This window comes from Nocardioides massiliensis (assembly GCF_030811215.1).
Classification (GTDB): domain Bacteria; phylum Actinomycetota; class Actinomycetes; order Propionibacteriales; family Nocardioidaceae; genus Nocardioides_A; species Nocardioides_A massiliensis.
This window is the reverse complement of the sequence record NZ_JAUSQM010000001.1, coordinates 853,344-872,058: the sequence shown is the minus strand read 5'-3', so window position 1 is coordinate 872,058 and position 18,715 is coordinate 853,344. Positions and strand designations below refer to the sequence as shown.

Annotated in this window: 19 protein-coding genes; 8 read left to right on the top strand and 11 right to left on the bottom strand. The window is 71.7% G+C overall.

Going from position 1 to position 18,715, the window contains the following annotated elements; all coding sequences use genetic code 11:
- On the bottom strand, window positions 1-879 hold the full coding sequence (locus J2S59_RS04460) for an oxygenase MpaB family protein (RefSeq protein WP_068120104.1): 879 nt from the start codon (window positions 877-879) through the stop codon (window positions 1-3).
- A gap of 40 nt (window positions 880-919) precedes the next feature.
- Window positions 920-1,360, bottom strand: a complete 441-nt coding sequence (locus J2S59_RS04455; RefSeq protein ID WP_281366717.1) for a nitroreductase/quinone reductase family protein — start codon at window positions 1,358-1,360, stop codon at window positions 920-922.
- On the opposite strand from J2S59_RS04455, the gene J2S59_RS04450 reads away from it, so the two are divergent.
- A complete protein-coding gene (locus J2S59_RS04450) occupies window positions 1,265-2,203 on the top strand; it encodes a 1,4-dihydroxy-2-naphthoyl-CoA synthase (protein WP_068120101.1) in 939 nt (312 codons plus the stop codon). The two genes, J2S59_RS04455 and J2S59_RS04450, sit on opposite strands and share 96 nt — an antisense overlap.
- Before the next feature lie 118 nt (window positions 2,204-2,321).
- Here the strand turns inward: J2S59_RS04450 and J2S59_RS04445 are convergent, their stop codons facing one another.
- The 3 genes from J2S59_RS04445 to J2S59_RS04435 all read right to left on the bottom strand — a co-directional run bounded on the left by J2S59_RS04445 (window position 2,322) and on the right by J2S59_RS04435 (window position 5,520).
- Window positions 2,322-2,699 (bottom strand): DUF779 domain-containing protein, encoded by a 378-nt coding sequence (locus J2S59_RS04445; RefSeq protein WP_068120100.1) that lies wholly within the window; start codon window positions 2,697-2,699, stop codon window positions 2,322-2,324.
- Window positions 2,699-4,222 (bottom strand): acetaldehyde dehydrogenase ExaC, encoded by a 1,524-nt coding sequence (gene exaC, locus J2S59_RS04440; RefSeq protein ID WP_068120099.1) that lies wholly within the window; start codon window positions 4,220-4,222, stop codon window positions 2,699-2,701. The genes J2S59_RS04445 and exaC overlap by 1 nt, the downstream gene beginning before the upstream one ends.
- A 98-nt stretch (window positions 4,223-4,320) precedes the next feature.
- Entirely contained in the window at window positions 4,321-5,520 is a 1,200-nt protein-coding gene (locus J2S59_RS04435; protein WP_068120096.1) for a GAF domain-containing protein, read from the bottom strand.
- A gap of 92 nt (window positions 5,521-5,612) precedes the next feature.
- Here J2S59_RS04435 and J2S59_RS04430 point away from each other — a divergent pair, with 92 nt between their 5' ends.
- The 6 genes from J2S59_RS04430 (at window position 5,613) to J2S59_RS04405 (ending at window position 9,216) form a co-directional block, all read left to right on the top strand.
- On the top strand, window positions 5,613-5,909 hold the full coding sequence (locus tag J2S59_RS04430; protein WP_181641835.1) for a DUF1905 domain-containing protein: 297 nt from the start codon (window positions 5,613-5,615) through the stop codon (window positions 5,907-5,909).
- Window positions 5,910-5,927: 18 nt separating this feature from the next.
- Window positions 5,928-6,197, top strand: a complete 270-nt coding sequence (locus J2S59_RS04425) for a DUF3253 domain-containing protein (protein ID WP_068120094.1) — start codon at window positions 5,928-5,930, stop codon at window positions 6,195-6,197.
- Between the two features lie 23 nt (window positions 6,198-6,220).
- Window positions 6,221-6,523: a hypothetical protein gene (locus tag J2S59_RS04420; RefSeq protein ID WP_068120092.1), complete on the top strand. Its 303-nt coding sequence runs from the start codon at window positions 6,221-6,223 to the stop codon at window positions 6,521-6,523.
- 70 nt (window positions 6,524-6,593) lie between these two features.
- Window positions 6,594-7,400 carry a membrane protein insertase YidC gene (gene yidC / locus J2S59_RS04415; protein ID WP_068120090.1) on the top strand — a complete coding sequence of 269 codons (807 nt, stop codon included), beginning with the start codon at window positions 6,594-6,596 and terminating at the stop codon, window positions 7,398-7,400.
- 77 nt (window positions 7,401-7,477) lie between these two features.
- Window positions 7,478-8,392 carry an ABC transporter ATP-binding protein gene (locus tag J2S59_RS04410; RefSeq protein ID WP_181641834.1) on the top strand — a complete coding sequence of 305 codons (915 nt, stop codon included), beginning with the start codon at window positions 7,478-7,480 and terminating at the stop codon, window positions 8,390-8,392.
- Window positions 8,389-9,216, top strand: coding sequence for an ABC transporter permease (locus J2S59_RS04405; RefSeq protein WP_246360255.1), 828 nt, complete (start codon window positions 8,389-8,391; stop codon window positions 9,214-9,216). Before J2S59_RS04410 ends, J2S59_RS04405 begins: the two co-directional genes overlap by 4 nt.
- Before the next feature lie 12 nt (window positions 9,217-9,228).
- Here J2S59_RS04405 and J2S59_RS04400 read toward each other — a convergent pair whose 3' ends face one another.
- The 5 genes from J2S59_RS04400 to glgX form a co-directional block, all read right to left on the bottom strand.
- Window positions 9,229-10,260 carry a fatty acid desaturase family protein gene (locus J2S59_RS04400; protein ID WP_068120088.1) on the bottom strand — a complete coding sequence of 344 codons (1,032 nt, stop codon included), beginning with the start codon at window positions 10,258-10,260 and terminating at the stop codon, window positions 9,229-9,231.
- Between the two features lie 103 nt (window positions 10,261-10,363).
- The gene (locus J2S59_RS04395; RefSeq protein WP_068120086.1) at window positions 10,364-10,576 is read right to left on the bottom strand and encodes a hypothetical protein; all 213 of its coding nucleotides are present in this window, start codon (window positions 10,574-10,576) and stop codon (window positions 10,364-10,366) included.
- Between the two features lie 5 nt (window positions 10,577-10,581).
- Window positions 10,582-12,417: a malto-oligosyltrehalose trehalohydrolase gene (gene treZ / locus J2S59_RS04390; protein ID WP_306824848.1), complete on the bottom strand. Its 1,836-nt coding sequence runs from the start codon at window positions 12,415-12,417 to the stop codon at window positions 10,582-10,584.
- Window positions 12,414-14,816, bottom strand: coding sequence for a malto-oligosyltrehalose synthase (treY, locus tag J2S59_RS04385; RefSeq protein ID WP_306824847.1), 2,403 nt, complete (start codon window positions 14,814-14,816; stop codon window positions 12,414-12,416). Before treY ends, treZ begins: the two co-directional genes overlap by 4 nt.
- Window positions 14,813-16,951 carry a glycogen debranching protein GlgX gene (gene glgX / locus J2S59_RS04380; protein WP_068117487.1) on the bottom strand — a complete coding sequence of 713 codons (2,139 nt, stop codon included), beginning with the start codon at window positions 16,949-16,951 and terminating at the stop codon, window positions 14,813-14,815. Before glgX ends, treY begins: the two co-directional genes overlap by 4 nt.
- A 171-nt stretch (window positions 16,952-17,122) precedes the next feature.
- On the opposite strand from glgX, the gene J2S59_RS04375 reads away from it, so the two are divergent.
- Window positions 17,123-17,749 carry a GNAT family N-acetyltransferase gene (locus J2S59_RS04375; protein ID WP_068117484.1) on the top strand — a complete coding sequence of 209 codons (627 nt, stop codon included), beginning with the start codon at window positions 17,123-17,125 and terminating at the stop codon, window positions 17,747-17,749.
- Here J2S59_RS04375 and J2S59_RS04370 read toward each other — a convergent pair.
- Window positions 17,746-18,699: a M15 family metallopeptidase gene (locus tag J2S59_RS04370; RefSeq protein ID WP_220138299.1), complete on the bottom strand. Its 954-nt coding sequence runs from the start codon at window positions 18,697-18,699 to the stop codon at window positions 17,746-17,748. The two genes, J2S59_RS04375 and J2S59_RS04370, sit on opposite strands and share 4 nt — an antisense overlap.
- Window positions 18,700-18,715 lie beyond the last annotated feature (16 nt).

The window sequence follows — 18,715 nt, the reverse complement described above, 5'->3', positions numbered from 1 at the left end:
TCAGCCGGCGCGGGGGCAGCCCGAGGCGGCCGGACGGAAGGTGCCGAGCTCGCGCACGTCGAAGCCGTCGGCATAGCTGCGGATGTTGGGCAGGTCCGCAGACGTGACCGGCGTGGTGCGCACCGGGAAGTGGCGAAGGACCCGTCCGCGCAGGCGTACGCCGGCCCGGGTCGCGCGCCGCAGCAGGGGAGAGGGGCGCGGGTAGGCGAAGGCGTCGAGCAGCGGGTCGTCCATGAGCGCCAGGGTGGAGCGGCGCGCGACGTCCTGGGGCAGCAGGTGCAGCGGCGAGAAGGTCGTGGCCAGGTCGAGGGTCGCGTCCGCCACCGCACGAGCCCCCGCGTCGTACGCGAAGTGGGCCACCTCGTAGGCGTCGAGGAGCTCGCAGAAGCCCTGCCAGGTGTCGGGCGCGTCGCGGATGCCCATGTGGCGCGCGAGGTCGCGGTAGTAGTGGACCGTCGCCTGCCGCTCATGCTCGGTGAACCGGCGCCAGCCGTAGGCGTCGACCCACCGCAGCGGCACCACGACGAACGTCGCCAGCACGTAGCGCATGTCGTCGTTGCTGATGTCGTACATCGCGTGCATCTGGTTCATCCGCCTCAACGCGGCCCGGCCGTCGGTGCCGTCGAGGCCGTCGGTGAGCATCGCGTCGAGCAGCAGCGCGGTGTCGTCGTAGCGCTTCTGGGTGCGCTCGGTGAACTCGCCGGTCTCGAAGAGCAGCCTGCCGACCGAGGGGACGGCGTAGGTCCGGAACAGCGCGAGCGAGAGCGCCTGGTTCATGTCCCAGGGGAACTCCAGCGTCACGAGGATCCGGTAGACCTCGCGGGCGTCGTCGTGCGGGTGGAGGGCGGCGATCTGCGCGGCTCGCTGGTCGCGGTGCATGACAGTGATGCTGTCATCGTCACGCGGCCCTGTAAACGGGTCAGTCAGTGGGCGTGAGGACGACGACGGGGATCTGGCGGTCGGTCTTCTGCTGGTAGTCGGCGTACGGCGGGAAGGCCGCCACCGCCCGCTCCCACCAGGCCTCACGCTCCGCGCCCTCGACCTCGCGGGCGGTGTAGGTCGTGCGCACCGGCCCGTCCTGGAGCTCGACCGTGGGGTTGGCGACGAGGTTGGGGTACCACTGCGGGTGCGTCGGGGCGCCGCCCTGCGAGGCGATGACGGCGTACTCGCCCTCGTGCTCGACCCGCATCAACCGGGTCTGGCGCAGCGGGTGAGTGCCATGCCGGGATCCTGCCCACTGCGGGCGGGTCGATAGCCTCCGATCATGCCGCAGTCCGACACGCAGGTCTCCGAGACGTTCGACCCCGACGCCTGGCGCCCGGTCCCGGGGTTCGACGACCTCACCGACATCACCTACCACCGCGCGGTCGAGCACGGCACCGTGCGCATCGCCTTCGACCGCCCGGAGGTGCTCAACGCGTTCCGCCCGCACACGGTGGACGAGCTGCTGCGCACCTTCGAGCACGCGCGGACGACGTCCGACGTCGGGTGCGTCCTGCTCACCGGCAACGGGCCGAGCAAGAAGCACGACAAGTGGGCGTTCTGCACCGGTGGTGACCAGCGGATCCGCGGCAGGGCCGGCTACGAATACCACGACGGCACCGGCACCGACCGTGCCGACGAGCGCACCACCGCCGACATGGCCCGCCTGGGGCGTCTGCACATCCTCGAGGTGCAGCGGCTGATCCGGTTCATGCCCAAGGTGGTCATCGCGGTGGTCAACGGCTGGGCTGCCGGCGGCGGTCACAGCCTGCACGTCGTCTCCGACCTCACGCTCGCCTCCCGCGAGCACGCGCGCTTCAAGCAGACCGACGCCGACGTCGGCTCCTTCGACGGCGGCTTCGGCTCGGCCTACCTCGCGCGCCAGGTCGGCCAGAAGTTCGCCCGCGAGATCTTCTTCCTGGGCGACGAGTACTCCGCCGAGGACGCCCACCGCATGGGCATGGTCAACAAGGTCGTCGACCACGCCGACCTCGAGGCCGAGGCGCTGGAGTGGGGCCGCAAGATCAACGGCAAGTCCCCGACCGCCCAGCGGATGCTGAAGTACTCCTTCAACCTCATCGACGACGGCCTGGTCGGCCAGCAGCTCTTCGCCGGCGAGACCACCCGCCTGGCCTACATGACCGACGAGGCCCAGGAGGGCCGCGACCAGTTCGTCGAGAAGCGCGACCCCGACTGGTCGCCGTACCCCTGGTACTACTGACATCCGCGGCAGTTTCACCGCCCGACTAACGACACGCCCGCTCGTCGAACGAAACTGACGCCCCCGGCGCCCGGTTTCGGTCGACGAGTGGTGCGGATGGGGCACGCGAGATCACCGTTCAGCCCGGCGCGTCCCCCGCCGCGGCGTACTCCGCATCGGTGATCAACCGCGACCGGATGAGGAACCGCACCCCCTCGGGCGCCTCCAGCGAGAACCCCGCCCCCCGGCCCGTGACCACGTCGATGGTGAGGTGGGTGTGCTGCCAATAGGCGAACTGCGCCTTCGACATCCACACCGGCACCGGCCGGTCGAGACCGACGTCGAGGTCGCCGAGGTGTACGTCGGCGTCACCGAGCCGGAACTCCCCGTCGGGGTAGCACATCGGCGACGACCCGTCGCAGCACCCGCCGGACTGATGAAACATGACCGGGCCGTGCGTCGCGGTGAGGCGGCGGATCAGCTCCGCCGCCTCACCGGTGACCGCGACGCGTTGCATCAGAAGAACCCGAGCTTGTCCGGGCTGTAGGAGACCAGCAGGTTCTTGGTCTGCTGGTAGTGGTCGAGCATCATCTTGTGGTTCTCGCGGCCGATGCCCGACTGCTTGTAGCCGCCGAAGGCCGCGTGCGCGGGGTAGGCGTGGTAGCAGTTCGTCCAGACCCGCCCGGCCTGGATCGCCTTCCCGGCGCGGAACATCCGCGACCCGTCACGCGTCCAGAGCCCGGCGCCCAAGCCGTAGAGCGTGTCGTTGGCGATCTTGAGCGCGTCGGCCTCGTCGTCGAACGACGTCAGCGCGAGCACCGGACCGAAGATCTCCTCCTGGAAGATCCGCATCGCGTTGTCGCCCTCGAAGACCGTGGGCTGCACGTAGAACCCCTCGGCCAGGTCGCCGTCGAGCACCATCCGCTCACCGCCGGTGAGGACCTTCGCGCCCTCCTGCTTGCCGATGTCGAGGTAGGACAGGATCTTCTCGAGCTGGTCGCTGCTGGCCTGGGCGCCCATCATCGTCTCGACGTCGAGCGGGTTGCCCTGCTTGATCGCCTTCACCCGCTCGATCGCGTCGGGCACGAAGTCGGCATACATCGACCGCTGCACAAGCGCCCGCGACGGGCAGGTGCAGACCTCGCCCTGGTTGAGCGCGAACATCGCGAAGCCCTCGAGCGCCTTGTCGTAGAACGCGTCGTTCTGCGCCGCCACGTCGTCGAAGAAGATGTTGGGGCTCTTGCCGCCGAGCTCGAGGGTGACCGGGATGATGTTCTCCGAGGCGTACTGCATGATCAGCCGCCCGGTCGTGGTCTCCCCGGTGAAGGCGATCTTGCGGATGCGCGGGTTGCTGGCCAGCGGCTTGCCCGCCTCCACGCCGAACCCGTTCACGACGTTGAGTACGCCGGGGGGCAGCAGGTCCCCGACCAGTTCGGCCAGCTTGAGGATCGACCAGGGTGTCTGCTCGGCCGGCTTCAGCACGACCGCGTTCCCGGCGGCCAGGGCCGGTGCGAGCTTCCACACCGCCATGAGGATCGGGAAGTTCCACGGGATGATCTGCCCGACCACGCCCAGCGGCTCGTGGAAGTGGTAGGCGATCGTGGTCTCGTCGACCTCGGAGATGCCGCCCTCCTGGGCGCGCAGGGCGCCGGCGAAGTAGCGGAAGTGGTCGATGGCCAAGGGCATGTCGGCGTTGAGCGTCTCGCGGACGGCCTTGCCGTTCTCCCAGGTCTCGAGCACGGCGAGGTCCTCGAGGTTGGCCTCCATGCGGTCGGCGATCTTGAGCAGGACGTTGGCCCGCTCGGTGGTCGACGTGCTCCCCCAGCCGGGCGCGGCGTTCCACGCGGCGTCGATCGCCGCCTCGATGTCCTCGGCCGTGCCTCGGCCGACCTCGGTGAACGGCTTGCCGTTGACCGGGGAGACGTTCTCGAAGTAGCCACCCTTGATCGGGTCGACCCACTCGCCACCGATGTAGTGGCCGTAGCGGCTCTTGACCTCGATGGACGAGCCCTCGGTGCCGGGTGCGGGATACACGGTCATGTCTGCTCCAACGGGAAGTGACGGGATGTGACGCCCGTCACCGTAGGGACGCCGAGGTTGCAACCACGTTGCGCCGACCCGCCGCCCGGTCTCCCGCCTCAGCCCAGCTCGCGGTCGAGGCGCGCGATCTGGGTCTCGACCAGCACGCGCATGGGCGAGTCGGCCGAGGTCGCGGCCCGCTGCGCGAGCCAGGCCTCGTAGTCGTCGCTGCCCCACCCCGACCGCGTCCAGCTCGACAGCAGGTCGGTCTCGCCACTGCGCAGGACGCCGGCCCGCACGGCGGAGTGCAGCTGCTCGCGCAGCCGGACGACGCCGGGCGCGGTCGACCGCGGGAGGAGCGGACCGCGGTAGGCGCGCAGGGCGTGCCGGACGTCGCCCGCGGCGAGGTGCGCCTCCAAGCCCAGCCAGTCGCCGGACACCGTCGCGGCCAAGCGGTAGGGGCGCGACGCGAGCAGCTCGTCGCCGAGCAGGTGGCGCAGCCGGTTGAGCTCGGCCCGCAGGGTCGAGGACGTCGCGTCGTTCTCGTAGACGAGGATCGCCAGCTCGTCGCCGGAGAGGCCGCGGGGGGCGGCGGCGAGCAGCAGCACGATCTCGCTGTGCCGGGGCGAGAGTCGCAGGTCGTGGCGGTGGCCGCGCCCGTCGTCGATGGCGAGCAGGGCGTCGTTGCGGCCGAGTGTCTCCAGCACGAGGTGGAAGCCGCTGTGCGTCGGTGCGGGTGGCTCGACGCGCAGCGCGAGATCGCGCGCGAGCTCGGCCTCGGCCATCCGCGCGGCGGCGCGCACCATCGCCATCGTCTGGGGGATCGCGATGTCGTCGTTGCCGGTGATGTCGAGGACGCCGAGCAGCGCGGAGGAGGTGGGGTCGTGGATCGGCGTCGCGACGCAGCTCCACTGCTTCACGGACTGCCGGAAGTGCTCGCTGCGCCGGATCTGGGCGGGCTGGTCGAGGCGGAGAGCGAGCCCGGGCGCGTTGGTGCCGGCGAGCCGCTCGTCCCAGTTCGACCCCTCGACGAACCCGATGGACTCGGCGCGACGCAACGTCGACGGCGAGCCGCACACCCAGAGCAGCTGGCCCTCCGCGTCGCTGACCGCCATCAACGCGTCGGTGTCGCGTGCTGCCTGGCCGAGGACGTCGTCGAGCAGCGGGAAGACGCGAGCGAGCGGGTGCGCCTGGCGCCGGTCCTGCAGTGAGGACTCGTCGAGGGTGATGGGCACGTCGACCTGGCCCGCGTCCACACCGGACGCGGCAGAGAGGTGCCAGGAGTCGGCAACCTGGGCGCGCAGGCCCTCGGGGTCCATGTGACCCAGTACACACCGCGGCCGGTGAGCGGGCCAGTCGCAAGTCTCCGGGTGCCTGGCGCGGTCGGGCGGGTCGCGCGGATACTGACGCGATGGAGGCGCTGGACTTCACCCTCGTCGGACCGGTGGTCGAGTGGCGCGGTCCCGCGCCGTTCTACTTCGTTCGGCTCGACGAGGAGGACTCCGACGACATCAAGGTCGCGGCGCAGGGCATCGAGTACTGGGGCCAGGTGCCGGTGATCGTGCGCATCGATGAGATCGAGTTCACCACCGCGCTCTTCCCGAAGGACGGTCGCTACCTGGTTCCGCTCAAGGACGCCGTACGCCGCCCGCTCGGCCTCGAGGTCGACGCCGACGTGGAGCTCGAGCTCAGCGTGGGGAGGCGCTGAGCCGGGAACCCTCCTGCCGTGCCCGACCTCGACGACGACCTGCGCACGACCATCCTCGACCTGCTCGACCAGCGTGCCGCCGGCGCGACGATCTGCCCGTCGGAGGCGGCCCGCGCGGTCCACGCGGCGCGGGGTGGCGAGGGTGACGGATGGCGCGAGCTGATGGAGCCGGCGCGGGCGGCGGCAGGCGGGCTGGTCACCGAGGGCCGGGTGGAGATCACCCAGGGTGGCGAGGTGGTCGACCTCGCCCGTGTGAAGGGGCCGATCCGGATCCGCCGCATCGGCTGACCGCCACGCCGTACGATCATCTCGTGCCTGCCACCGCCTCCCTGCGTGCGCGTCCCGCGCTGCTCTGGGTGTTGTCCGCGGTGGTCGGTGTGCTCGCCCCGGCGCTCGCGTTCGGAGCGACCGAGAGCCCCACGGCCATCGCCGTCGGCCTGGTCGCGGCGGCCATGGCCGCCGTCCTGGTCGAGCGAGGAGTCCTCGCCGCCCCGACCTGCACCGCGCGTACGGCGCACCCGCGCGCCCGGCGCCGTGCCCCGGCGTACCTCCCGGCCCGCGTCACCGACGTCCCCCGCCACCCGCTCCAGCCCCGGGCGCCCGGCCTGGTCTGAGGCTCGTCCCGGCGCTTCGTGCCCGGTCGACGAGCAGACGACCCCCGTCCGCCCGACCCCAGGAGCTCCCATGTCCATCCTCGACCCGTTCACCCATGCCCTCGCCGCCGTGCTCGCCGCGGCGCACACCGTCGCCACCAACGTTGGTCTCGCCCCGGACGCGGGCCTGACCTGGGTGCTGTGCATCGCCGCGCTCGTCGTCGGTGTCCGCCTCCTCCTGCTGCCGCTGGTCGTGCACGGCGTACGCGCCGCCCACACCAGCGCCCGCATGCGACCCCACCTCAAGGCCCTCGCCGATCGGCACCGCACGGCACTCGATGCCCGCGACCCCGAAACGATGCGGGTGTTCATGGAGCAGCGCCGAGCGCTGGCCCGCGAGCACGGCGCCTCTCGACTCGGCTGCCTGCCGCTGCTGCTCCAGCTGCCGGTGTGGATCGGGCTGTTCCACCTGATCTCCGACGCGGCGGCGGGCACGACCACCGGCGCGATGGATGCGAGCCTGGTCGCTTCGCTCGGCGCGGCGACGATCGCCGGCGTACCCCTGGCGGACCGCGGGTACGCCGGCGCCGGTCCCGGGCACCTGATGGTCGTGGCCGGCCTGGCGCTCACCGCGGCGCTGCTGTCGTGCGTCACCCAGCGGTTCTTCGTGCTGCCCACCACGGTGCTCGCCGACGTCCCGGAGGCGATGGCCCAGGTGCAGCGGATGCTGCCGGGTCTCTCGGCCGCCGGCGTCCTCGTCGCCGGCGGCTTCGTGCCGGTCGCGCTGCTCGCGTACTGGGTGTGCAACAACGCCTGGACGTTGGCGCAGTCGGCGGTGGTGTGGCGCTGGTTCCCGACCCCGGGCTCCCCGGCCGCCCTCCGCGTGACCCCGACCTGATCTCGGGGTCGCGTCAGGGGAGCATCCAGGGGTCCGCCGGAAGCGGGGGAGGCCTCGTCCGCGGTTGGCTGGACGCCATGATCATCCTCGAGTCCCTCACCAAGAGGTACGGCGCCGTCACGGCCGTCGACGACGTGTCCTTCACCGCCGCGCCCGGGCGGGTCACGGGCTTCCTCGGCCCCAACGGCGCGGGCAAGTCCACCAGCCTGCGGATGGTGGCCGGGCTGACCCCGCCGACCAGCGGTACGACGCGGGTGCTGGGGCGCCGGTTCACCGACCTGCCCAACCCCGGCCGCGAGGTGGGGGTGCTGTTGGACGCCTCGGCCCAGCACGCCGGCCGGACCGGCCGCGAGATCCTCCGCATCGCCGCCGCGACGATGGGGCTACCGCGGACCCGGGTCGATGCGATGCTGGACCTGGTCAGCCTCACGCCGAAGGAGGCCGACCGTCGCCTGCGCGACTACTCCCTGGGCATGCGCCAGCGGCTCGGCATCGCCTCCGCCCTCATCGGCGACCCCGAGGTGCTGATCCTCGACGAGCCCGCCAACGGCCTCGACCCCGCCGGCATCCGGTGGATGCGCGACCTGTTGCGCGGGTTCGCCGACCAGGGCGGCACGGTGCTGCTCTCCTCCCATCTGCTGCACGAGATCGAGGTCGTGGCCGACGACATCGTCGTCATCGGCAACGGCCGGATCGTCGCCAGTGGCACCAAGGACGAGCTGCTCGCCAACGGACGCACCTTCGTCCGCTCCGACGACCTCGCCGCTCTCGCGACCGCGCTCGAGCGGGCTGGTCTGGAGGCAGTCGTCTCCGACGGCGCCGTTGTCACCGACGCCGACCCCGCGACCGCCGGACGCACGGCGCACGCCGCCGGGGTCGCCGTCACCGAGCTGCGCGCCGCCGACGGCGGGGGCCTGGAGGAGATGTTCCTCCAGCTCACCGCGGTCAGCCAGCGCGACCAGCACCTCGCCCCCGAAGGGACCGCAGCATGAGCACTGCCGCCACCACCACCCAGCCCGGTCCGGCCACCCGGCGTGCGGCCGTGACCGCGACCCGCCGTACGCCCGCACCCATCCCGTTCTCTCGGCTGGTGCGGGTCGAGCTGCAGAAGATGTTCGACACCCGCGCCGGCTTCTGGCTGTGCACGAGCATCGTCATCGTCGCGGTGCTCGCCCAGGTGGCGATCACCGCATTCGGTCCGGAGTCGGCGATCACCTTCGAGTCCTACGCCACCGCGATGGGCGCACCGTTGTCCATCATCCTGCCGCTCATCGCGATCCTCTCCGTGACCAGCGAGTGGAGCCAGCGCGGGGGACTGGTCACGTTCACCCTGGTGCCGCACCGCGGCCGGGTGATCACCGCCAAGGGTGTCGCCGCACTCGTCGTGGGCCTGCTCGCGTCGGTGGTGTCCATTGCGATCGGCGCGCTGGGCTACCTCGCCGGCTCGACGATCGCCGGCGTCGACCGCAGCTGGGACCTCTCCGTCACCTCGACGCTGCTGACCGGTCTCGCTCTGACGATCGCGCTCGGCATGGGCTTCGTGCTGGGGCTGCTGTTCCGCAGCTCGCCCGGGGCGATCGTCGGCTACTTCGTCTACACCGCGCTGCTGCCGGCGCTCTTCGGCACCCTGGCCGGCTTCCAGCAGTGGTTCGCCGACGCCCAACCGTGGGTCGATCTCAACTACGCCTCGATGTCGCTCTACGACTCGGTCCCCGATGCCGAGGGCTGGCTGCAGCTGGCCTCCGCTGCAGGGATCTGGCTGGTGCTCCCGCTGGTGGTGGGCGCCTGGCTCCTGCGCCGCTCCGAGATCAAGTAGCCGCCCGGGGCGTCAGTGGCGCAGACCGTCCCCGACGTGGTGCAGGTGGCGCAGTGCAGCGGCGTACGACGCCAGGGCCGAGCACTCGACGTACGGGATCCCGCGCTCGGCGCAGAACCGGCGCACGACCGGCTGGGCGTGGCGCAGGTTGGCGCGCGGCATGCTCGGGAACAGGTGGTGCTCGATCTGGTAGTTCAGTCCTCCGAGCGCGGCGTCGGTGAAGGGCCCGCCGTGCACGTTGCGGGAGGTGAGCACCTGGCGGAGCAACGGGTCGGCCGCCTGCTCGGCGTCGAGCACCGGCATCCCCTTGTGGTTCGGGGCGAACGAGCACCCCAGGTAGAGACCCTGCAGGCCCTTGTGGACCGCGATGAAGACCAGGGCCTGGGGCCAGCTGAGGGTGAGGAACAGCAAGGCGAAGTAGCCGATGAAGTGCGCCGCGAGCAGGGCGGTCTCGACGCCGCGCCAGCGGATCCCCGGCCTGCGCAGGGCGAGGAAGCTCGAGATGTGCAGGTTGAGCGCCTCGAGGAGCAGCAGCGGGAAGAACAGCGCCGCTTGGTGCCGGGTCCACCACGCGGCAACGCCCTGGCGGGGGTCGGCCTGGCTCGGGGCCCAGACGAAGACCCCGGCGCGGACGTCGGGGTCGGACTCCAGGTCGTTGGGATGGGCGTGGTGAGCGTTGTGCTTGGCCACCCACCAGCCATAGCTGAGTCCGCTGAACAGGTTGCCGGCCACGACGCCGAGCGCCCGGCTGTGGACCGCGTTGCGGCTGACCTGCCGGTGACCGATGTCGTGGCCCAAGAAGCCGCTCTGGGTCGTGAGGACTGCGAGCACCGGGGCGAGCAGCAGCAGCCACCACGAGTGCGAGAACGCGACCATCAGCACGACGGATCCCGCCAGAACCAGCAGCATGACGCCGGCGTGCAGGGCATACGGGCCGGGGCGCTTCTGCATCAATCCGAGCTCGCGGATCTCGCGGGCCAGCTCGCCGTACCCACCTCGGAGCGGGGCGGGAAGGGTGGAGGGAGCGGGGGACGGAGCGGCCACGGAGCCACCGCCTAGCGGTTGCTGCCCCTCAGGTCCGTGAGTGGCCCGAGTGGTTGCAGGTCATGATCCTATGCGCGAGTGACGAACTCGACTCCCCACCGGATCAAGCGGGGTCGTCGGGCTCGCCGCTGTCGCTCGAGGAGCCTGCCGCCGCGAAGGCCGCGCCGCCGCCGATCCCGAGCGCGACTCCCACACCCAGCATCGCCCAGTTGTCGAGCACCAGCGCGAGGGTGACGCCCAGCAGCGGCCCGAAGATGATGCCGTAGGTGAACCGGTCCATGTCGAATCCGTCGCCCGACTTGTTGTCGTCCCCCATGCCCGTCAGCCTGCCACCCGAGCGGTGAGCACCAGGGCACCTGCGTGCGCGGGCAGCTCCAGCCCCCCGCCGGTGAGCCGTACGCCGTCCCCGGTGGTGAACGCCAGCTCGGGGTCGTCCCCCAGGTCGACGCGTGCCCCGGCGTCGCCGGTGTTGACCGCGATCAGCACGTCGGGGCCCGGCACGGTGGAGCGCCGGCGCAGCAAGAAGAGGCCGGTGTCCTCGTCTGCGGTGGCCTCGAGGTTGGCGAAGTGCGGGTCGGTCAGCGCCGGGATGGTCCGCCGCAGCTCGGCGAGCTCGCGGTAGCGAGCCAGGACCCGCGCGCCGCGACCACCGTCGGCCTCCGCCCAGTCCAGCTTCGAGGCTTCGAACGTCGCCGGGTCCTGGGGGTCGAGCACCTCGTCGGGGTCCCAGCCCATCCGCTCGAACTCCTTGATCCGCCCCTCCGCGGTGGCCTTGCCGAGATCCGGCTCCGGGTGGGAGGTGAAGAACGCGAACGGCGTGGAGGCGGCGTACTCCTCGCCCATGAACAGCATCGGCGTGAACGGCCCCGCGAGCGTCAGCAGCGCGGCGCACCCGAGCTGGTGCTCGTCGAGGTGCTCGGTGAGCCGGTCGCCGCGCGCGCGGTTGCCGATCTGGTCGTGGTTCTGGTTGCTCACCACGAGCCGCCAGGTCGGCATGCGGTCCCGGTCGATCGGCACGCCGTGGTCGCGCCCGCGGAACGAGGAGTAGGTCCCGGCGTGGAAGAACCCCTCGTTGCACACCTTCGCCAGCGCCGACAACGGCGCGAAGTCCTCGTAGTAGCCGGTTGTCTCGCCGCTCAGCGCCACGTGCACCGCGTGGTGGAAGTCGTCGCTCCACTGCGCGTCGAGGCCATAGCCGCCACCTTCGCGCGGCGTGACGAGCTTGGTGTCGTTGAGGTCGGACTCCGCGATGAGGGTCAGCGGACGCCCCAGGTGCGCCGAGAGCGCTGCGGTCTCGATCGCCATCTCCTCCAGGAGGTGGACCTCGGAGGAGTCGTCGAGAGCGTGCACCGCGTCGAGCCGGAGCGCGTCGACGTGGAAGTCGCGGAACCACATCCGCACGTTGTCGAGGATCAGCCGGCGCACCTCGTCGCTGCCGTCGGTGTCGAGGTTGACCAGGTCACCCCAGGTGTTCGCACCGCTCTTGAGGTACGGCCCGAACTCCGGAAGGTAGTTCCCCGAGGGACCGAGGTGGTTGTAGACGACGTCCTGCACCACCCCGAGGCCGGCGGCGTGGCAGGCGTCGACGAAGCGTTGGTACGCCGCCGGGCCGCCGTACGGCTCGTGGACGCAGTTCCACAGGACCCCGTCGTAGCCCCAGTTCCAGACCCCGTTGACCGCGTTGACCGGCATGACCTCGACGAGGTCGACGCCGAGCGAGACCAGGTGGGGCAGCTTGGCGATCGCCGCGTCGAGCGTGCCCTCGGGCGTGAACGTGCCGATGTGCAGCTCATAGATCACCGACCCGGCGAGCTGCCGACCCCGCCAGTCGCCGTCGGTCCAGTCGTGCGCGGCGAGGTCGAAGGTGCGCGACAGTCCGTGCACGCCGTCGGGCTGGCGCAGCGAGCGCGGGTCCGGGAGGGCGTCGACGGGGTCACCGGGATCTTCGGCGTCCCCGACCAGGAAGCCGTAGCTGGTCTCGCCCTCGTCGACGACCGCCATGGCGGGCGTCCACCAGCCGTCGGGCTGTCGGGTCATCTCGACGACCTCGTACGACGCAGCATCCCCGTCGCCGGTGTCGTCACGAAGCACCAGGCGGACACGTTCGGGCCGCGGTGCCCAGACGTCGAAGGGGCCGCGGCCGGGGTGGGTGGTCAACGGGACTCCTCGGAGGGGTCGGTCGGGAGGTCGGAACGGGTGAGCAGCGCGACGGGGAGGTCGTCGAGCAGCTCGGCGAGGCGGAGCGCGCCGGAGAGTCCGTCGCGTCCGCTGACCTCGTCGCGCCAGGTGCCCGCGGGAAGCCGAAGCACCGTGTCACCCCAGCCACCGCGAGCGGCGAGGCCGACGGGCATCCGGGTGACGACCGTGACCGCGCCGCCGCGGTCGAAGGCGAGGGCGTGCGGAGCCGCCTCACCTTCGGGGGCGAGGGGCGCGTAGGACTCGAACAGCTCGGGGCGCTCGCGCCGTGCGCGCAGCGCCGCGTGGACGACGGCGAGCTTCGCGATGCCCGGGTCGGAGGGGCCCAGGGTGAGGGTCGGGCGGGCCCCGTCGCGGATCGCGGCGAGCAGCTCGGCGCGGTGGTCGAGGTCCACGGGGCGGCGGTTGTCGGGGTCGACGAGGCTCTGCTCCCACAGCTCGCTGCCCTGGTAGACGTCGGGCACGCCCGGCACCGTGAGCGTCAGCAGCTTGGCCGACAGCGCGTTGACCCAGCCCGGGCCGGCGGTCCGCTCGACGACCTCGCGCACCACCCGCGCGACGGCCGGGTCGTCGAAGGCCGCGTCGACGGCGCGGTGCACGGCCGCCTCGTAGTCGGCGTCCGGCGCCGTCCACGTCGTGCGATCGCCCGCCTCGCGCATCGCCTTCTCCGCATAGCCGTGCAACCGCGCGCGCCAGGTGGCCGGGTCGGCGTCGTCGGCGGGCCACGCACCGACGACCGCCTGCCACAGCAGGTTGCCGAAGCCGGGGTCGGGCACGGGCGCGAGGGCCAGCAGCCGATCGAGCGCGTGCTCCCAGAACTCCGGCACCTCGGCGAGCACGGTGATCCGCGCCCGGACGTCCTCGCCGCGCTTGGTGTCGTGGGTGGACGATGCCGACATCGCGTGCGGCCAGCTGTGCAGGCGCGCGGCCATCGTGGCGTGGAAGTGCGTCGGGTCGATCGCGAACACCGACGGGTCGCCACCCACCTCGGTGAGCGAGCTGAGCCGGGAGGTGCGGTAGAAGGCGCAGTCCTCGACTCCCTTGGCCATCACCATGCCGCTGGTCTGCTGGAAGCGCAGTGCGGCGGGGTGCTCGGGGTCGCCGAGCACGCGCGCGACCACGTCCATCGCGGCCGACTCGAGGTGCTGCGTGTGGATCCGCGCCCGCTCCAGTGCCTCGTGGAGGTGCGCGTGCCCTTCCGGGAGGTAGGAGCGATAGACGGGGAAGGCCGCGAGCACGTGGGCGACCGCCTCCTCCAGCTCCCCCTCCGGCACGGTGTGGGCGCCTGCGGCCTCGACCGCGCGGATCTCCCGCACGATCCGGCGTACCTCCGAGCGCAGGATGCCGTCGGCGACCTCGAGCTTGCGAGCGAAGACGTTGGACTCCCAGTCGAGCTCCCCGCCGCGCAGACGGGTCTCGAGCGCGGTCAGCGGCTCCACGCCGCCCGGATCCACCAGCACCCGGTCGACGAGCGCCATGACGTCGTACCCGGTCGTTCCCTCGGTCGCCCACGAGACCGGCAGCTCCTCGCCGGTCTCGAGGATCTTCTCCACGAGCACGTAGGCATCGCCCGTGAGCTCGGCGAGGTCGCGCAGGTAGCCCGCGGGGTCGCGCAGGCCGTCGGGGTGGTCGACCCGGAGCCCGTCGACGAGGCCCTCGGCGAACCAGCGCTCGATCTCGACGTGCGTGTCGGCGAAGACCTGCGGGTCCTCCACGCGCACGGCGGCGAGGGTGTTCACCGCGAAGAACCGCCGGTAGTTGAGACCGTCGTCGGCGACCTTCCAGTGCACGAGCTCGTAGTGCTGCGCGGCGAGGACTTCTTGGTGGTCGAGCTTGTCGAGACTCCCGGGGGCCAGCGGGAACCGGTTGTCGTGGTAGCGGACCTCGCCGGCGTCGACGTCGACCTGGACGGCGTCGAAGTCGTCGTCGCCGATGACCGGGATCCGGATCTTGCCGCCGCCGAACTCCCAGTCGACGTCGAAGGCCTTCGCGTACGCCGACTGCTGGCCGTGCTTCAGCAGGTCCCACCACCACGCGTTCTCGGCGGGCGTGGCGACGCCGACGTGGTTGGGCACGATGTCGACCAGCACGCCCATCCCGCGCTTGTGTGCCTCCGCGGCGACGGCGTCCAGGCCGGCCTCCCCGCCTCGGGCGGCATCGACGTGGTCGTGCGCCACGACGTCGTACCCGTGGTCGCTCCCGGGCTCCGACGGGAGGATCGGGGAGAGGTAGACCCAATCGATCCCGAGGTCGTTGAGGTAGTCCATCCGCCTTGCGACTGTGGGCAGGTCCTGCGTGGCGTTGACCTGGAAGCGGTAGGTGCTGGTCGGCACGCGGGGGGCGCGCTCGCGACGCGTCACTGCTCGTCCCTCGCCGCCAGGGCCTCGATCGAGGCCTCGACGGAGCCGTCGGCGACCGCTTCGGGCGCGCGATGCTCGCGCAGCACCAGCAGGCTGCGCTCGGCCAGTGTCAGCCGCGTGCCGGCGTCGTACGTCTCCTCCTCCGCACTGCCGCCGGTGTCGACGGCGACGTCCCAGCGTGGTGCGTGCGCCGTCGGCAGGGTGATCTCGGTGGGGCCGTCGGCGTTGAAGTAGAGCAGGAAGTCGTCGTCGGTGACCCGCTCGCCCCGGGGGTCGCGACCGCCGATGCGGTCGCCGTCGAGGTAGGCGCCGAGCGCCTTGGACTCGGTCTCCCAGTCGTCGTCACCCATCTCCTCGCCGTCGTGGCGCAGCCACACCAGCGAGTTCTCCGTGAGGAAGCGACGGCGCCGGAAGGTCGGGTGCTCGGCGCGCAACCGGGACACGGCGGCGGTGAACTCGATCAGCGGCTCGTCGGCGGCCTCCCAGTCGACCCAGCTCAGCTCGTTGTCCTGGGCGTAGGTGTTGTTGTTGCCCTGCTGCGTGCGCCCCATCTCGTCACCGTGGAGCAGCATCGGCACGCCCTGGCTCAGCAGGAGCGTCGCGATGAAGTTGCGCTGCGACCGGGCTCGGGCGCGCAGGATCTCGGGGTCGTCGGTGGGCCCCTCGACGCCGTGGTTCCACGACCGGTTGTGGCTCTCGCCGTCGTTGCCGTCCTCGCCGTTGGCCTCGTTGTGCTTCTCGTCGTACGACACGAGATCGGCCAGCGTGAACCCGTCGTGCGCGGTGACGAAGTTGATGCTGGCCACGGGCCGCCGGCCGGTGTGCTCGTAGAGGTCCGAGGACCCGGCCACGCGCGTGGCGAACTCGCCGAGCGCCGGCTCGCCGCGCCAGAAGTCGCGCACGGTGTCGCGGTAGGCGCCGTTCCACTCCGTCCACTGCGGCGGGAAGCCCCCGACCTGGTAGCCGCCGGGCCCGACGTCCCACGGCTCGGCGATCAGCTTCACCTGGCTGACGACCGGGTCCTGCTGCACGAGCTCGAAGAACGTCGCCAGACGGTCGACGTCGTAGAACTCCCGCGCCAGCGTCGAGGCGAGGTCGAAGCGGAAGCCGTCGACGTGCATCTCGGTCACCCAGTAGCGCAGCGAGTCCATGATCAGCTGCAGCGAATGCGGGTGGCGGACGTTGAGGGTGTTGCCGGTGCCGGTGTAGTCCATGTAGTACTGCAGGTCGTCCTCGACCAACCGGTAGTACGCCGGGTTGTCGATGCCCTTGAAGCTCAGCGTCGGGCCGAGGTGGTTGCCCTCCGCGGTGTGGTTGTAGACCACGTCGAGGATCACCTCGATGCCCTCGTCGTGCATCGCCTTCACCATCGCCTTGAACTCCTGCACCTGCCCGCCGGCCTCCTCGCTGGCGGCGTACGACGAGTGCGGCGCGAGGAAGCCGATGGTGTTGTAGCCCCAGTAGTTGCGCATCCCCTTCTCGAGCAGGTGGTGGTCCTGCACGAACTGGTGGACCGGCATCAGCTCGATCGCGGTCACGCCGAGCCGCTTGAGGTGGGCGAGGACCGCGGGGTGGTGCAGGCCGCTGTAGGTGCCGCGCAGCTCCTCGGGAACGTCGGGGTGCAGCTGGGTGAGGCCCTTGACGTGGGCCTCGTAGATGAACGACTCGTGGTACGGCGTGCGCGGCGGCCGGTCGCCCTGCCAGTCGAAGTACGGGTTGATGACGACGCTGTGCATCATGTGCGGCGCGGAGTCGGCGTCGTTGCGCTGCTCGGGGTCGTCGAAGTCGTAGCCGAACAGCGACGGGTCCCAGTCGATCTCGCCGCTGGTGGCCTTGGCGTAGGGGTCGAGCAGCAGCTTCGCGGGGTTGCACCGCAGGCCGTTGGCCGGGTCCCAGGGGCCGTGGACGCGGTAGCCGTAGCGCTGGCCCGGCCCGACGCCGGGCAGGTAGCAGTGCCAGACGTAGGCATCGACCTCGACCAGGTCGACGCAGGTCTCGGTGGTGCCGCCCTCGCCGTCGTCGTCGATCAGGCACAGCTGCACGCGCTCGGCGACCTCGCTGAAGAGGGCGAAGTTGGTGCCACTGCCGTCGTAGGTCGCACCCAGGGGGTAGGGGGTGCCGGGCCAGGTCTCCACGCAGGTCTCCGTCGCAGTGTCGGGGGCGCCGTTCGGGCGCAGGTCTTGGATCGATCCAGGTGGTCGACCCCTCCTGTACCCCACAGACCCGTCTCTCACCCCGCCCACCGATGGTTCCCCGGCACGGCCAGACGTCGGTGAGAATGGTGTCTCGCCGAACCGGAGGCCCTCGTGAGCGCGCATCTGTCCGTCGCCAGCCCCGCCGACGTGGCCGAGGCCGCGCAGGTGGTCGCGGAGGCGTTTCGCGACGACCCCGTGCTGCACGGGCTCGTCCCCGGGGAGCGCGACCGACTGCGCCGCCTGCAGCTGTTGATGCGGGCGACCCTGGCGACCGGACCGCTGCACACCGGCGCGATCGACCTCGCTCGCCTCGAGCCGACGGGCCCGATCGTGGGCGTCGCGGCGTGGGAGGCTCCGCGCGGCACCGGTGGGCCGGTGCCGTGGGGGGCGCGGGTGCGGGCGCTGCCGCTGATGCTGCGAGCGGTCGGCCTGCGGCACCTGTCGGAGGTACGACGGACCAGCGCGACGTTCGCAGCGGCGCGTCCGGACGAGCCGCACTGGTACCTGGACGACATCGTCGTCGCCGACGCTGCTCAGGGTCGCGGGGTCGGCTCCGCCTTGCTTCGCCACGGGCTGGCTCGCGTCGACGGGAGCGGCTCGCCGGCGTACCTCGAAGCGACCAGCGACGACAGCCGCCGGCTCTACGAGCGCTTCGGGTTCGTCGCCGGTGTGCGCCTCGAGGTGCCCGGTTCGCCGTACGCGATGGTGCGCCCGGGCAGGGACGCCCCGACGGACTAGCGGCCGGTGGCGGAGAAGTGCTGGTAGTCCTTCAACGAGCGGTAGTCCCCGCCCCACCCCCAGCCGATCGCGCGGAACGCCGCGACCACCGGGCCGTCGGCGTGGACCATGCCCGGGGCCCGGCGGCTGCGGTCGACGTACGCCGCGGCGCGCTCGGGCAGCACGACGAGACCCGCGTCGGTCTCGCGGACGTAGGGGTTGTGGAACGGGTTGATGTCGACCGCGCGGCCGTAGGCGTGCTCGCTCCACGACGTCTGCCCGCGCACGGGCCGGCAGTTGAACGCCGTGGTGTTGTTGCCGTCGCCGGTCGGCGGGAGCGTCTGCTCGCGCTTGGTCGTCACCCGCATCTCCTCGAGCGGGAAGTCGGCGGCGAACAGCGCGCCGAAGACCTCGACGAGGTCGTCGGCGACGTCGGAGGCGACCAGCAGCTCGCCGGTGTGGCGCTCGCCGTCGAACCCCCGGAAGGCGACCCGCACCCACGCGAGCTCGTCCGCGCCGATCGGGCAGGCCGGGTCCCAGGTCGAGCGCCGCAGCACGCGTTGCGGCGCCGGGTCCACGACGCGCGAGGCGAAGCCGTCACCCGGCAGCGGTGCGACGGTGTCGGGCAGGGTGAACCGGCGGTTGCGCAGCTCGCGCGGCGTACGCCGCACCTCGCCGAAGCCCGTGGCCGCGCGCGGCAGGACCCGGGTGCCGAGCCAGTCCGGGGGCACCGTGCCCGGCGCGGGCTGCGCGGTCGGGCTCTCCGGCACGGGGGCCGTGGGCTGGACGGTCGGATCCGGGGTGGGCGTGGGGGCCGAGGTCGGCGTCGACGCCGACGGCGGAGTCGGTGCAGTCCCGGTGCAACCGGTGATCAGGACGGCCAGTCCGAGCGCCGCGGCGGCGGCTGCTCGGCGCACGCTCGGCTGCACTGTCGCCTGCGCCATCGGCAGTGATGTCGCCCGCGAACTCACCCGGTCAGCCTAGGAA